The 14,056-nt window shown below is 45.7% G+C and carries 12 protein-coding genes; 9 read left to right on the forward strand and 3 right to left on the reverse strand.

The annotated features are described in order from the left end of the window. The first annotated feature begins 54 nt into the window (after positions 1–54). The 9 genes from rfbC to H6F73_RS16045 all read left to right on the forward strand — a co-directional run bounded on the left by rfbC (position 55) and on the right by H6F73_RS16045 (position 9,869). The gene (gene rfbC, locus H6F73_RS16005; protein WP_190759751.1) at positions 55–606 is read left to right on the forward strand and encodes a dTDP-4-dehydrorhamnose 3,5-epimerase; all 552 of its coding nucleotides are present in this window, start codon (positions 55–57) and stop codon (positions 604–606) included. An 80-nt stretch (positions 607–686) separates the two neighbouring features. After that, positions 687–1,562 (forward strand): dTDP-4-dehydrorhamnose reductase, encoded by an 876-nt coding sequence (rfbD, locus tag H6F73_RS16010; RefSeq protein WP_190759752.1) that lies wholly within the window; start codon positions 687–689, stop codon positions 1,560–1,562. A gap of 118 nt (positions 1,563–1,680) precedes the next feature. After that, entirely contained in the window at positions 1,681–2,754 is a 1,074-nt protein-coding gene (locus H6F73_RS16015) for a glucose-1-phosphate thymidylyltransferase (protein ID WP_190759753.1), read from the forward strand. After that, on the forward strand, positions 2,751–3,620 hold the full coding sequence (locus H6F73_RS16020; protein WP_190759754.1) for a glycosyltransferase: 870 nt from the start codon (positions 2,751–2,753) through the stop codon (positions 3,618–3,620). Before H6F73_RS16015 ends, H6F73_RS16020 begins: the two co-directional genes overlap by 4 nt. Further along, a complete protein-coding gene (locus tag H6F73_RS16025; RefSeq protein WP_190759755.1) occupies positions 3,602–4,675 on the forward strand; it encodes a glycosyltransferase in 1,074 nt (357 codons plus the stop codon). The genes H6F73_RS16020 and H6F73_RS16025 overlap by 19 nt, the downstream gene beginning before the upstream one ends. 133 nt (positions 4,676–4,808) lie before the next feature. Then, positions 4,809–6,302, forward strand: coding sequence for a phosphoglucosamine mutase (gene glmM / locus H6F73_RS16030; RefSeq protein ID WP_190759756.1), 1,494 nt, complete (start codon positions 4,809–4,811; stop codon positions 6,300–6,302). Positions 6,303–6,457: 155 nt separating this feature from the next. After that, the gene (gene hpsL / locus H6F73_RS16035; protein WP_190759757.1) at positions 6,458–8,128 is read left to right on the forward strand and encodes a hormogonium polysaccharide biosynthesis protein HpsL; all 1,671 of its coding nucleotides are present in this window, start codon (positions 6,458–6,460) and stop codon (positions 8,126–8,128) included. Positions 8,129–8,166: 38 nt separating this feature from the next. Next, positions 8,167–9,180, forward strand: coding sequence for a hormogonium polysaccharide biosynthesis glycosyltransferase HpsN (hpsN, locus tag H6F73_RS16040; protein ID WP_190759758.1), 1,014 nt, complete (start codon positions 8,167–8,169; stop codon positions 9,178–9,180). A gap of 131 nt (positions 9,181–9,311) precedes the next feature. After that, on the forward strand, positions 9,312–9,869 hold the full coding sequence (locus H6F73_RS16045; protein ID WP_190759759.1) for a GNAT family protein: 558 nt from the start codon (positions 9,312–9,314) through the stop codon (positions 9,867–9,869). Here H6F73_RS16045 and hpsP read toward each other — a convergent pair. From hpsP to H6F73_RS16060, 3 genes are all read right to left on the reverse strand, one after another. Continuing rightward, complete coding sequence (gene hpsP, locus H6F73_RS16050) at positions 9,866–11,038, reverse strand: hormogonium polysaccharide biosynthesis glycosyltransferase HpsP (RefSeq protein WP_190759760.1); 1,173 nt, start codon at positions 11,036–11,038, stop codon at positions 9,866–9,868. The genes H6F73_RS16045 and hpsP overlap by 4 nt on opposite strands. 200 nt (positions 11,039–11,238) lie before the next feature. Beyond that, entirely contained in the window at positions 11,239–12,405 is a 1,167-nt protein-coding gene (gene hpsO / locus H6F73_RS16055; protein ID WP_190759761.1) for a hormogonium polysaccharide biosynthesis glycosyltransferase HpsO, read from the reverse strand. Positions 12,406–12,541: 136 nt separating this feature from the next. Further along, on the reverse strand, positions 12,542–13,825 hold the full coding sequence (locus tag H6F73_RS16060; protein ID WP_190759762.1) for a retropepsin-like aspartic protease: 1,284 nt from the start codon (positions 13,823–13,825) through the stop codon (positions 12,542–12,544). Positions 13,826–14,056 lie beyond the last annotated feature (231 nt).

Consider the following 14,056-nt stretch of genomic DNA (forward strand, 5'->3'; position numbering starts at 1 on the left):
TACGCTCTCCCATTCACCTTCTCCACTACTTCCTTCTTGAGGGCTTGTGCGTCAATGAATATTTTGCCCACTGAAATTCCAGATGTTTTGATTGTTGAGCCTAAGGTGTTTTCAGACGCCAGAGGCTTTTTTTTTGAAAGTTTCAACCGGCAGGTGTTTGCCGAAAAAACCGGCGTGACGGCTGAGTTCGTCCAAGATAACCACTCTCGTTCCGCCCAAAATATCCTGCGGGGTTTGCACTATCAAATTCAACAACCGCAAGGGAAATTGGTGCGGGTGGTTGTCGGTGAAATATTTGACGTTGCCGTTGATATCAGAAAAAATTCCGCTACTTTTGGCAAATGGGTGGGATGCCGGCTGAGTGCCGAAAATTGCCGGCAACTGTGGATACCGCCTGGGTTCGCTCATGGCTTTTTAGCGGTTTCCGAAGTCGCTGAGGTGCTGTATAAAACAACTGAATACTACGCCCCCCAACATGATCGGTGTATCCTATGGAATGATCCGGATATTGGCATTGACTGGCCGCTCAACGGCGCTTCGCCGATTTTATCGGCTAAAGATCAAGCCGGCAAGCCTTTCAAAGCCGCAGAAGTGTTTGAGAGTTGACAATTATCAGTGGAATTAGGCCGGGATTAGGCGATTAAAGACGGTTACGGAAAAATTTACCCTTTACTGTTGACTTTTTTATGCGGCGAATTTTAATCACCGGCATTAATGGGCAGCTGGGTCAAGAATTGCAGCGCACGCTCGCCCCAGTAGCGGACGTTACGGGTGCCGGTCGCGATACCCTCGATTTAGCCGATCCAGACCTTGTTCGTCGGTTTGTGGGCGATCTGAAGCCAGATGTGATTGTGAATGCCGGCGCTTATACGGCTGTTGATAAAGCGGAAAGCGAACCGGAACAAGCTACGGCGATTAATGCGACAGGTCCCGGTATTTTGGCCAAAGAAGCCCAACGGCTGGGGGTGAGGCTAATTCACATTTCCACAGATTACGTGTTTGATGGCGAAAATAGCCGGCCTTACCTGGAAACTGACCCGACGAACCCGCTAGGGGCTTACGGTCAGTCTAAACTGGCAGGAGAAGAGGCGATTGGGGCAGCCGGTGGACACCCAATTATTCTGAGAACGGCTTGGGTTTATGGGGTGGGTGGCAAAAGTAATTTTGTCAAAACCATGCTGCGGTTGGGTGCTGAACGTGAGGAATTGCGGGTGGTGGCCGATCAAGTGGGCAGTCCAACTTGGACGGGGGATCTGGCAAATGCGATCGCTCAGCTCATTTCCCAAATGAGTCCAGAAATTGCCGGCATTTATCACTACACGAACAGCGGCGTCGCCAGCTGGTATGACTTTGCTGTGGCCATTTTTGAAGAAGCAAAAGCGCTGGGTTTTCCCTTAAAAGTTCAACGCGTGATTCCAATTACCACTGCCCAATATCCCACACCGGCACGGCGTCCCGCTTATTCTGTCCTGTCCTGTGCGAAAATAACGGCAGTTCTGGGAACCTATCCCCCTCATTGGCGGGAAGGACTCAGGAAAATGCTTGCAGAACTCTCCGTTTAGTGCTTAGTTCTCAGTCCTGAGTTCTCAGTCCTGAGTCCTGTGTGAGGGTTTTTCTCCCCCTCACCCCTTCTATGCCCTAGCCCCTAGCTCCTAGTCCCTAGCCCCTAGCCCCTAAAATATGAAAGCTCTGATTCTCTCTGGTGGTAAAGGAACCCGTTTGCGCCCCCTCACTTACACCGGCGCAAAACAGTTAGTGCCAGTTGCCAATAAGCCTATTTTATGGTACGGAATTGAAGATATTGTTGCCGCCGGCATTACAGATATTGGCATCATCATCAGTCCAGAAACCGGCAAGGAAGTCCAAACGAAAACTGGCAACGGCGAACAATTTGGGGCGAATATCACTTATATTCTGCAAGAGCAGCCGGCTGGTTTGGCCCACGCTGTCAAAGTTGCCCAGCCTTTTTTAGGCGATTCTCCCTTCATTATGTATTTGGGAGATAACATTATCCAAAGTGAGCTGGCAACCTTTTTAAATACTTTTAAAAAGCAACAGTTGGATGCCCTAATTATGCTGCGGCGGGTTGCCAATCCCAGTGCATTTGGGGTAGCAAAAATTGATGAAAATGGACGAGTTTTGCAACTGATAGAAAAACCCAAAGATCCTCCCTCTAATTTAGCGCTAGTTGGGATTTATTTCTTTGCAAACACAATTCACGACGCAATTGCTAATATCCAACCCTCAGCTCGTGGGGAATTGGAAATCACAGATGCAATTCAAAAACTGATTGATCGGGAGCAAAAAGTAGAAGCTTGCACCCTAGAAGGTTGGTGGCTGGATACCGGGAAAAAAGATGATTTACTGGAAGCCAATCGGATTATTTTGGATACCCAAATCACCCCTTCTATTCAGGGAGAAGTTGACGATAAAAGCCAAATTATTGGGCGAGTACAAATTGGCCCTGGAACTAAAGTGGTTAATTCCTCAATTCGAGGGCCGGTGATTATTGGCAACGACTGTTATTTAGAAAATTGCTTTATTGGCCCATACAGCAGTATTGCTGATGGTGTGACTCTGATAGAGGCAGACTTGGAACACAGTGTGATCTTGCAGAAGGCGACAATTGCCGGCATTCACCAGCGAATTGTAGATAGCGTAATCGGTCAGAGAGCGCAGTTGGGTGTCGCCCCTCGCCGCCCGAAAGCGATCCGGTTTATGATCGGGGATGACTGTCAAATTGAATTGGCGTGATCTACCTGGTTACTGTTAACTATTACTCGACAGAACTGCTGGAAAAACTCATCACGTCAATTCAAGAAGATAGGAATATTTTCTATCAACTCGTAATTGTCAATAATTCGCCGGCTGATTTATCTATTAATTCTTTAAAGAATAGTAGAGAAATCTTAATTTTGGATGCCGGCGAAAATATCGGATTTGGGAGAGCTTGCAATTTAGGGCTGAATTGGGTTTACGATCAAGATCCTCAAGCGATTGTTTGGATTGTAAATCCTGATGCTTTATTAGTAGAAAAATCACTGAAAGAAGCCTACCAGTTTGTAGCAGCTAACCCCGAAGTTTCTATCACCGGCACCAGTGTTTATGAACCGAATGGAAACGTTTGGTTTGCTGGGGGGCAATTTGCACCCCAAAATGGGAAAATTATCGCTAGTGAAGGGGTTTTGCCCCCTGAGTGTTCGGCCTACGTGCCGGTAGATTGGGTAACGGGATGCAGTATGCTGATTAACCTCAAGCATTTTCCTGAGTGCCCTCAATTCGATTCAGACTACTTTCTTTACTATGAAGACTTTGATTTCTGCCGGCGCTATGCAAAGCAGGGACATCTCATCGTTTTTACCTGTGAGATTAAAATCATTCACCACCCATCCTCAATTACCAGCCGCCACCCGGATTTAAAGCAGCAACACAGTATTTACAGTTATCTCTTAGCTCTAGAAAAACATACGAGTCCCAGTGTATTATTTTCTAGACTAGCGAAGATTTTTGTATCGGCGCTGATTTCCCTGCCGGTGAAACCCAAACTGGCAAGGAACAAACTCAAAGGTGTGGTGAAATATTGCAAGCGAGTGCTGCCGCTGTGGCCAATCCACTTCTAATTAATTTATCATTTCTGATTGCTGAGCCGACCGGAATAGCAACCTATGCAAATAATATTATTCCGCAACTTCAGCCGCTAAATCCCACGTTACTGGTGTCTCAAGAGGTAGATCCTTATCGCTGCTATCAAGTGCCGGCAGATATGACGCCGGATCAAGGCACAAAAGGACATTTGCGTAGAATTCTTTGGACACAGTTTCAACTGCCGGCAATTTATAAAAAGCTCAAAGCGAATTTGCTATTTTCCCCGCTTCCAGAAGCGCCTATCTTTTCTAATTGCCGTTATGTTGTTACCGTCCACGATTTAATACCCTTGCGGTTCCCGAAACGATTTTCTAGGCTAACAGCCTATTTTCGCCATTACATTCCCCAGGTTTTAACGCAAGCCGAGCATATCATTTGTGACTCCACCGCAACAGCAAATGATGTCACGAATTTTTTCAACATTAAGCCTGAAAAAATGACAGCAGTGCCCTTAGCGTATGATGCGGAGAACTTTCGATTTCTTGATTTGCCGGCCAGCAATTATTTTCTTTATATAGGCCGGCACGATCCCTATAAAAATCTGCATAGGTTAGTCGAGGCATTTGCGGCTTTGCCAAATTTCACTGATTTTGAATTGTGGTTAGCCGGCCCTGCAGATCGTAATTACACGCCTGAACTCGCCACGCATATTGAAGAGTTGGGTTTAAGTGAGCAAGTAAAATTCATCGGCTATGTGCCCTATGAAAAACTGCCGGTGTTGATGAATCAAGCAATTGCGCTGGTTTTTCCCAGCCTTTGGGAGGGATTTGGCTTACCGGCACTTGAAGCAATGGCGTGTGGAACGCCGGTGATTACATCCGGGCGCTCATCTTTACCGGAAGTTGTTGGGGATGCAGCGTTGTTAATCGAACCCTACAACGTTAGAGAAATTACTGAGGCAATGGTAACAGTGGCAACCCGTTCAGGATGGCGAACGCGCCTGCGGGAACTCGGTCTGGCGAGAGCCAGTCAATTTAGCTGGGCAAAAACAGGCAAAAATACAGCAGAAATCTTAAAAAGATATATTTAACGCTTTTTTTCGCCTCAATACATTGCCGGCCTCAAGTATATCCGGATTCTCGTTTTTCTTAGGGTTAAGTGGGATAGCTCATGGAAATGTTATTCTCCACTGTGAGTGTGTTTGTGTGGAGTGGATTAAAAATATGGTAGCAACACCAGCTCGGACTCAGTATGGCTTAATCAACCCGACCGTGTCCTTATCACAAGCGCCGGCAGTCAAGCCGGTACAACCAGCCAGCCGGCCAGAAATCGATCCGGTTTGGCTAGGCCGCCAATTGCCAACAACCGCCTTATTTGGCACAGATGGCATTCGCGGACGAGTCGGAGATATTTTAACTGCACCCTTGGCGATGCAAGTCGGTTTCTGGGCCGGCCAAGTTCTGAAATCGCACGCCACTATGCCAGGGCCAATTATTCTGGGACAAGACTCCAGAACTTCCAGCGATATGTTAGCGATGGCTTTGTCTGCCGGTTTAACTTCTGCCGGCTTAGAAGTCTGGAACCTAGGATTGTGCCCAACCCCCTGCGTTGCCTATCTCACCAGCATTTCTGGGGCTGTGGGTGGAGTGATGATTTCTGCCAGCCACAACCCGCCAGAGGATAACGGAATTAAATTTTTCCGCGCCGATGGTTCAAAATTATCTTCAACCTTGCAACAGCAAATAGAAGCTGGATTGCGAGGAAAAACAGAAACGATTCCCACCTACAGTTGGGGGCAATATTACCACCGGCCTGAATTGGTGAGCGAATATGCCGAGTCTCTACAGCGCCCCTTGCTGCCGGCGGGAAGCCTTCAGGGAATGCGAATCGTTTTAGATTTAGCTTGGGGCGCTGCCGCAAACCTCGCGCCGGCAGTGTTCAGAGAAATGGGCGCAGAGGTAATCTGTTTGCATGATCGGCCCGACGGCAATCAAATTAATGTCCATTGTGGTTCCACCCATCTAGAACCGCTACAGAAAGCCGTGTGGCAACACGCCGCTGATATGGGGTTTGCTTTTGATGGGGATGCCGATCGGGTTTTAGCCGTAGATAACCAAGGCCGGCCTATTGATGGCGATTACATTCTCTACCTGTGGGGCCAAACCCTTCGTAAAGCCCAACAATTGCCGGGAGATTTGATTATTGCCACCGTGATGGCTAATTTAGGCTTTGAACGTGCTTGGAAAGAGCAGGGTGGCCAACTGATGCGGACATCAGTCGGCGATCAGTACGTTCAAGCTGAAATGATCCGGACTGGTTCAATGTTAGGTGGTGAGCAATCAGGCCACATTTTATGCCGGCACTATGGCATCACCGGCGACGGTTTGCTAACCGCTTTGCACATTGCCGCCTTGGTTAAACAAGCCGGTGAAACACTGGCATCACTCATCGATCAAAGCTTCCAAACCTATCCCCAACTGCTGCGGAATGTGCGCGTGGAAGATCGCGAACGCCGGCTCAACTGGCAAAATTGCGACGCCGTGCAAACCGCCATTGCCAAAGCTCAAGAGGCGATGGGAGATCAGGGACGTATCCTTGTCCGCGCCTCTGGTACTGAACCGCTGATCCGCGTCATGGTAGAAGCTGCCTGCCCTGAACTCACCCGTTACTGGACAGAAAACTTAGTTCTAGCCGTTCAGCAGCATTTAGCCGCCTAGGGACTAGGACAGAGGGGGAAAGCGGGCAGTAAGCGGACAAGAGCGTGTGCCCCACGCCCCATCCCCCATGCCCAAAAATCCGGCTCGCCATTAGCCCTCAGATGCCACTAAGCTGGTAGCTGAGGGCTGATTGCTGAAAGCTTAAAAATTCTTCAATGCTGAAATCTAAGGCCAAATCAAAGCGGAAATCCAAGAAATCCAAACAGCAACCCACGGCTGAAAATCCGCCCCTGAGTAAAAAAGAGCAAAAAGCACAAAAGCGACAGGCAGCACGTGAGCGCAAAGAAGCGTTTAAAACAATCACCCCCGCTGTGTTTGCCTCAGTTGCGATTGGGATCTTGCTATTTCTCCTTAAAGGCCCAAAACTCGCGATTGCCGGCTGCGGTGGATTTCTTGCTCTAACGCTTGCTTTTAAATACCCTCGACAAGCGCTCTGGGCGTTTCTAATTTACCTGCCGATTAATGGCACCGTAACTTATTGGGTAGGCGGTGGGAATGCAGCATTTCAACTCGCTAAAGATGCGCTTTACTTTCCAGCCCTTGTGGCATTAGTTCAGCACTTGAAACACAGCCGGCTGCCTTTGATCATTTCTAAAGGTCTGGTGCAGCCGCTGCTCATTCTGCTGACAGTTTGTATCCTGACATTAATATTAGTTAATGGCTCCCAGCAATTCTCCCCAAATCCGGGTGGAAAACCAATCCTATTAGGAATTTTAGGTCTAAAAGTTTTTCTTGGCTATGTCCCCTTGATCACGTGCGGTTACTACCTAATTCGCAACAAGCAGCAATTTCTATTTTTAACGAGAATGCATATTGTTCTTGCTTTGATTTGTTGTAGCCTGGGTATTTTGCAGTATATGCTGCTGCAAACCGGCAAGTGTGTGGGCACTCGGAATTTGACAGGCAATGATTTATATAAAGCGACGACAGATGCCAAGTGTTTAGTGGGGGGTTCTCTCGTCTTTAGCCCCCAAGTGGATGCGATCCGCTTACCGGGAACGTTTGTCTCGCCTTGGCATTGGGCTTGGTTCTTGATGTCTAACACCTTTTTGACCTTTGGATCTGCCTTTAGCGACCCTTCTTTACTCTGGCAAATTGCAAGTTTTGCTTCTCTGGCAGCCGTTATGATTAACGCTGTTATTTGTGGTCAAAGAATTGCTCTAGTTGCCGTGCCGACAATTATTATAATTCTACTGATTCTTACTGGCCAAGTGGCGAACTTAAAGCGCTTTCTTCCCATTGCTGGGGGAATTAGCCTTTTGGCAGGTGCCGGCGTGGCAATGTTCCCGCAATTTGTTCAAGAGCGGATCAAGAGTTTTGTTGATCGTTGGGAGGCTTCACCTCCTACAGAGTTTTTTGCTAGTCAAGTGCAGTTTACTGTTGAGGGACAGGCGGGATTATTGGGCAAAGGTTTGGGACGTGCAACAAACTCGGCTCGTGCCTTGGGTGACACACAGCTAATAGAAACTTGGTTTCCTAAATTACTCTATGAAATCGGGCCGATTGGGTTGATCGCGTTTCTAATTTTTGTGACAGCTTTGAGTGTGCTTACGTTTAAGGCTTACCGCTCTCTCCAAGACAAGAACTTACGAAGTTTTGGGGCTTGTTTATGGGTGTTTGTTTTGTTTGTTAGTTATAACCCTTATTGGTATCCACTAGATACTGATCCAATTGCGGTTTATTACTGGTTTTTTGCCGGCGTGATTCTTAAATTGCCGGCACTGGATCGCCAAGAGCAAGAAAAGCTTCAAGGTGCAGATCCCAATTTACTTGTTGACGCTAAGAAAGAACGTCTGAAAAAAAATCGGCGTTCGGCATTCGCATAAAAACCTTATTTTGAGTTTCCAATCTTTCGGGACAGAAGATGCAAGCTGTAAATGAGCCTTTAATTTCTGTAATTGTTCCCACTTATGGACGGGAGGAACCTCTGCGACAAACTCTGGCAGATGTATTGCAGCAAGATTACTCTAATTTTGAAGTGCTTGTTGTCGATCAAACGACTAATCATGAATTAGAAACGCAACTTTTTTTAGAGCAACTGACATCTGCCGGCCAGATTCAATGGTTCCGGGTAAATTGGGCAAGTTTGCCGGCTGCGCGTAACTATGGCGTGCGTCGGGCATCTGGGGAAATTATTGTGTTTATTGATGATGATGTGCGGCTGCCGGCTGGTTTTTTAGCAGCGCATGGACGAACCTATCAAAAAGCATCGATAGGGGCGGTTGCAGGACGGGTATTCGACCGGATGAAACTGACTGATTCGGGCGGTGATTTAACGATTGAATATCTTCCTCCAGAGGCGAAAGATCCGGGAATTGCTTGGTATTATCTTGACTTGGTGCATACGGTAAAACCTCAGCCGGTAATCTCAGCGAGAGGCTGCAATATGTCGTTTCGCCGGCAAGTTTTTACTGAGTTTGACTTGAGTTTTGATGAGCGATTTAAGGGCAGCGCGGTGCGAGAAGAATCTGATTTTTGCTTGCAATTCCGCAAAACCGGCTACGAAATTTGGTATGAACCAGAAGCGCATTTAATTCACCTAGGTGAGGAAACCGGCGGTTGCCACGATATCAGCACTCGCTCTCCTCAATATCAGATTAATCTTTATCATAATCATTTTTTAATGGGGTTTAAAAATCTCACAACTTTTCAGTGCTTGAAATTCTTTGCTCGTTTATTTGATTGTCAAGTTTTAGGTCATCCTCCTTGCAACAAAAGTGGTTCTTTGATTAAGACTGTGGGGCGAGCCGGTTTCTATACACTTGGTTTTTTAAAAGCGCTCGCTACAGTGGTTCAATCGGCTTGGGATGATGGGCAAATCTACAGCCGGCAAGATTCTCTATTAGTAAGTCCGTTATCAAGCAAAAAGGACAATTGATTGGGTTTTTCTAACCGCAAGAAATAGCAAGGATGAAAATATTTATTTCATCGTCAATGTTATTGAACTAGAAAGTGTTAAATTGTAAATTTATTACATAATTTTTGCCGGCATTTATATTCAGTTGCATTATGATATTTTCAAATTTATTGCGGGGTGATCGAATTCGACTCACTGCTTTAACGTCAAAGGATCTCACTACCGTTGCCGGCTGGCATGAAGATGCTGACTTCTTACGCATGGTAGATGCACGCCCAGCTTCTCCTCAAACTGAGGAATTGCTAACGCAATGGTTAGAAGAACGTTACAAAGCAACAGATGCTTTTGTTTTGGCAGTGCGAGGTAAAAGTAGCGAAGATTTAATTGGGGTTATTGAATTTGAAGGAATTCTCTGGACGCATCAAGTAAGTTGGATGAGCATTGCAATTGGCAATCGCAGTAATTGGGGAAAAGGTTATGGATATGACGCAATGCAACTTGCCCTTGCTTTCGCTTTTGATGAACTAAATTTATTTCGTTTACAACTAACCGTTTTTAGCTACAACGAACGTGCAATTGCCTTGTATGAAAAGTTAGGGTTTCAACGTGAAGGTGTCTACCGGCAATTTTTACAGCGCGACGGCAAGCGCTATGATATGTATTTGTATGGACTCTTGCGCTCAGAATGGGAAAACGTCAAGAGTTACTAATTTTTATTCGCTAAAATTTGCTTGTAAGCTTGAATCGTTTGTTGGGCAATTGTCTCCCAATTATAATATTTTAAAGCATAATTCTGAGCGTTTAATCCTCGCCGTTTGCGCTCACTTGCATCCTTTAAGGCTAATCTCAGCGTATCAGTAAGCGCCGCCACCTCACAAGAACACACCCAGCCGGCTTCTGCTTGCTGCACCTCCTCCCAAATATGCACTTGATTTGAAATAACCACCGGCGTTCCCGCAGCCATCGCTTCTGCTACTGCAATTCCAAAGTTTTCGTAATAAGAAGGTAAAACAAAAATATCAGCTTTTTCTAACATAGTCGCTTTAAAATTTCCAGAAACAAAGCCGGTGACTGTCGTGTGTTTGGCAAGGGAGGAGTTTGCTATTTGTTTCTGAATTTTAGCCTCATATTCAGGATCTTGGGGGTTATTTCCAGCTAAAATAAAGTGAAAGTTCAATTTTTCAGCGAGGAGTTTTTCTAGAGCCGGCAAGAGTAAATCTAACCCTTTTTTTGGATCAATTCTGGACATGAAAAGCAGTAAAGGGCTGGGTAATTTTAAATTATCAAGTTGTTGACTATTAACTGTGTTTTTGTTAAAATCAACTCCTAAAGGAATGACTAAATCCTGTGTAATTAAACCAAATCGTTCTGAAATCTTAGCTTCCTGTTGACTGGTGAAATGAATAGCAGCAGCACCGGCTAAGTTAGGCCGCTCAAACAAAGCTGCATAAATCCGCTTTAGCTGCTTTTTCTTCTGTAGATCGGCAGGATCAAGAGTGCCTAAAGGACGAAGAATATAAGGCAAATTGTTGCTTCTGGCAACTGTTGCGGCTGCGGTACTCACCGGCGAAAATAGAGCATGAATATGTGCGAGATCGAAGGCTTTTGCGTGCCGGTTTAGCCAGCGCAGTAAGTCGAGAGAAAATTTGTAGCGCCGAAACGGAGCACAGGAAAAATAATACACCTGATAACCATTTTGTTCTACTGGCCGATTTAATGGTACATCCAGCGGTGGCTGTCCTACATCTCCGTTAGAATTAGTGGTAAGAATGGTTACTTCAATTCCTTTGTCGGCAAGTGCTGCGGAAAGTCCTAGCACCATTTGACTGGGACCACCGTAAACTAGAGAAATTGAAGGGATGATTTGCAGAATTCGCATATTTAAAGATTGTTTTTAACCGCAGATAAACGCAGATAAACGCAGATGGGTTAAGGGTTGGTGTCAGAGATCAGTTGATAATGAGATGTTTTTGCAGTTGAGTGAGTTAAGTGGCTATTTTGCAGGGTTTAATTAGAGGGTAGGGAAATTATCTGTTTTAGGCTTAAATGTTGGAAGGGATGGGCTAATCTTTAATTTTGTTAAAGAAGATTTTTATAAAATTTAAGTAATTGCTGAGCGAGAGCTTTATTAGTATAATTTTTTATAACTCGTTCATAACCCTGTTTGGCTAAGTTTCTGGCGTATTCTGGGTGTTCTATGAGCTGTACTAGGCAATTTTTTAGCGCCTCGGCATTTCCTTCTGGAAAGACTAAACCGGCTTCTCCAATAACATGAGGGATTTCACCAGAATTGGAACCGATAACCGGCACTTGACAAGCCATTGCCTCGATCAGCACATGACCAAATTGCTCTTTCCAACCGGCAGCCGTTAAAGTTTTAAATTTGTCAGTGGTTTCCGACGGCAAAACTAAGACATTCATTAAATTTATATATTGGTAAACTTGGTCATGGGGAATGCTTTCCACCCAAATTAGTCGATTTTGTAGATTATTTTCTGTTGCCCATTCTATTAAATATTTCTGTAATTTTCCCCGTCCTACTAATAACCATTTCCAGGGAAGCTTTTGCAAATCCGTTAATGCTTTAGCCAGAGTCAGTAAACCTTTCTCTTCTACAAATCTGCCCACAAATCCCACCACAAAATCATTCGGCTGAATATTTAAGTTATGACGTAGTTCTGGCTGAGGTTGGCGCTGAAACAAACTATCATCAACACCCAATTGCGGCATTACTTGCACCGCACCTTGATAGCCGCGTCCACGCAAAATTTCTGCGCCATCCTGATTGCCGGCAATTAAACCGTGCGTGTGGCGCAAATTATAAGCCTCTAATAAAGAAATCGGCCATTTCAAGTGATAGGGCAAATTCCACCAAGTAAAAAACAAATTTTTCGCATTTAATCCCAGCAGCCGGTTGAGCGTAATTAACTGAGCATAAGCCAGCGAACGAGAACCCTGTTCCACTTGAATAATATCAGGTCGAAACCGGCGCAATAGCTGAACTAAATCAGCCCCAAAAGTCAGAAGTCCTTGGTGATTCTCACTAAAATTAGAAGCCGGCACCACTTTAAAAGACCCTTCATCAACAAATTGGGTCTCAACAGTCTGGTTTTGCACACCCCCTGGCTTCCACCGGCGCGGCACCACAACTGTTACCTCAATCCCCGGTTCCAAATTAGCTAAAACTCGCAATTTCTCGCGATTGAGGTCAACAATATAAGTATGACTAGCAACTAAAATTCTCATAGAATGGGATAACAATTAAACAAGGGATCTCTTGCAAAAGTCGAAAATACTTCTAAACTATCTGTGATCAAAATCAAAAATTCCAATTTTTGCAAGAGATATCAAAAAATCAACAATCACGTTAAATTTCCTCATCTTATAAAGGCGTTAAAACCAAACTTCCCTCATTCGGGAAGCCTAATTCATTACGCTCACCAAACCGCCAGTGTTGCTGATACCGGCTTAAAAAGTTCTGACCAATAATCCCCTCAACACCCAGCAAATCCAAAACCTCACTCTTAAGAATCACAGCATCAAGATTTGAAGCTTTGTGTTCTCGTAAACTGAATTGAGGCAAGGTTGTTTGTTTACCGGCTTCTGTGCCACAAAAGCCCTGTACCTCAATGTCTTTAGCATTAGCCAAATCCAAAGAAAGCTTACCCGCCAAACGATCAGAAATTACGCTTACATCAGCGCCGGTATCTAGCAGAAAAGTAAATGGCCCTTGACCGTTAATTTCAACTTCAGCCGTCATCACCCCCATTTTTCCTTTCAGGGGAACCACACCGGCAGTCGGACTAGAAGGCGGCAAAAGTTGCAGTTGAAAGCTTTTAGGATTCACCACCATATCAAAGCCACTAAGAAAATCAAGACCCAAAACCCCAGAAACATCCCCAGGAATTGCTGTTTTAGGCAGTCCCATGCCGGTGATCCCCTGAACACTCGCCTTGTCAACCGCCATCACCGGCATCTCATGTAAAGACGCATTAATATCAGAGCAATTGTCGCCCACAACCATATAAGCCAGCATTTCCTTGGGAATGGGGGTTCCTGCCAGATTGAGTTGCTGGGCAATTTCACTATCCACAATTGAATTCGATGCGCCGGTATCCAGCAAAAAAGTTTTCGGCTGCCCCCCGACACTCACCGAGAGGCTAAACAACTGTTGTTCAGCAACCGGCTTCAGCGCCACAGAAGCTTGTCCCTGACTCGACGGTTTCGGCAGTGTGATGCCGGTGATTTTGACCAAAGCAATCATGCGTTCGTTGGCATCAGGGCGAATGCTGCCGTCTGGCGCTAACATCACTACCTTAAACACACATTGCGAAGAAACCGCTTGCATTTGTTCAAGGGAAGGTATCTGTCCGCTAGGGACCGAAGTTTTAACACACTCAACCACTTGTTGCAAAATTTCCTCGCCGGCAGCGTTGGGGGTTGTGCTAGGGGTTGGGTTTGGTTGCTGTGCCAGCTTAGCGGGAGCGGATTTTTCACCTTTGAGCCGCTGAATTCTCAATCGTGAACTTTCGCTTGATAATCCTGAAGCGGCTGGAGGCGGCTGGCTGATGAGCGAGTTCTGCGCTAGGTTTGGCAGGGGAGTTAAGGCAATTCCCCCGCACATTGGCAGGGCGATCGCTAAGGCGGCAGTCCAAGATAGTTTCATAATCACGGTTAAAGTGTTAGCGGTTAGTTTACTCAGAAGTCGCAGCGCTGCGCCTCAGAACCCCCCAAAAGGGGGAATTTTGTTTATCCTTCCTCCCTTTCCACCGAAAGGATTATTTGCTTGGCATCGAAAAACGATTAGTAATATCAATAGTAATGATTGATTAACCTAGCAGGTTTAACACTTCACCGCTATCAGTGGAGAGGGAGGCAATCGAGCGCAGGTACACAA

The sequence above is a fragment of the Microcoleus sp. FACHB-68 genome (assembly GCF_014695715.1).
Classification (GTDB): Bacteria; Cyanobacteriota; Cyanobacteriia; order Cyanobacteriales; family Oscillatoriaceae; genus FACHB-68.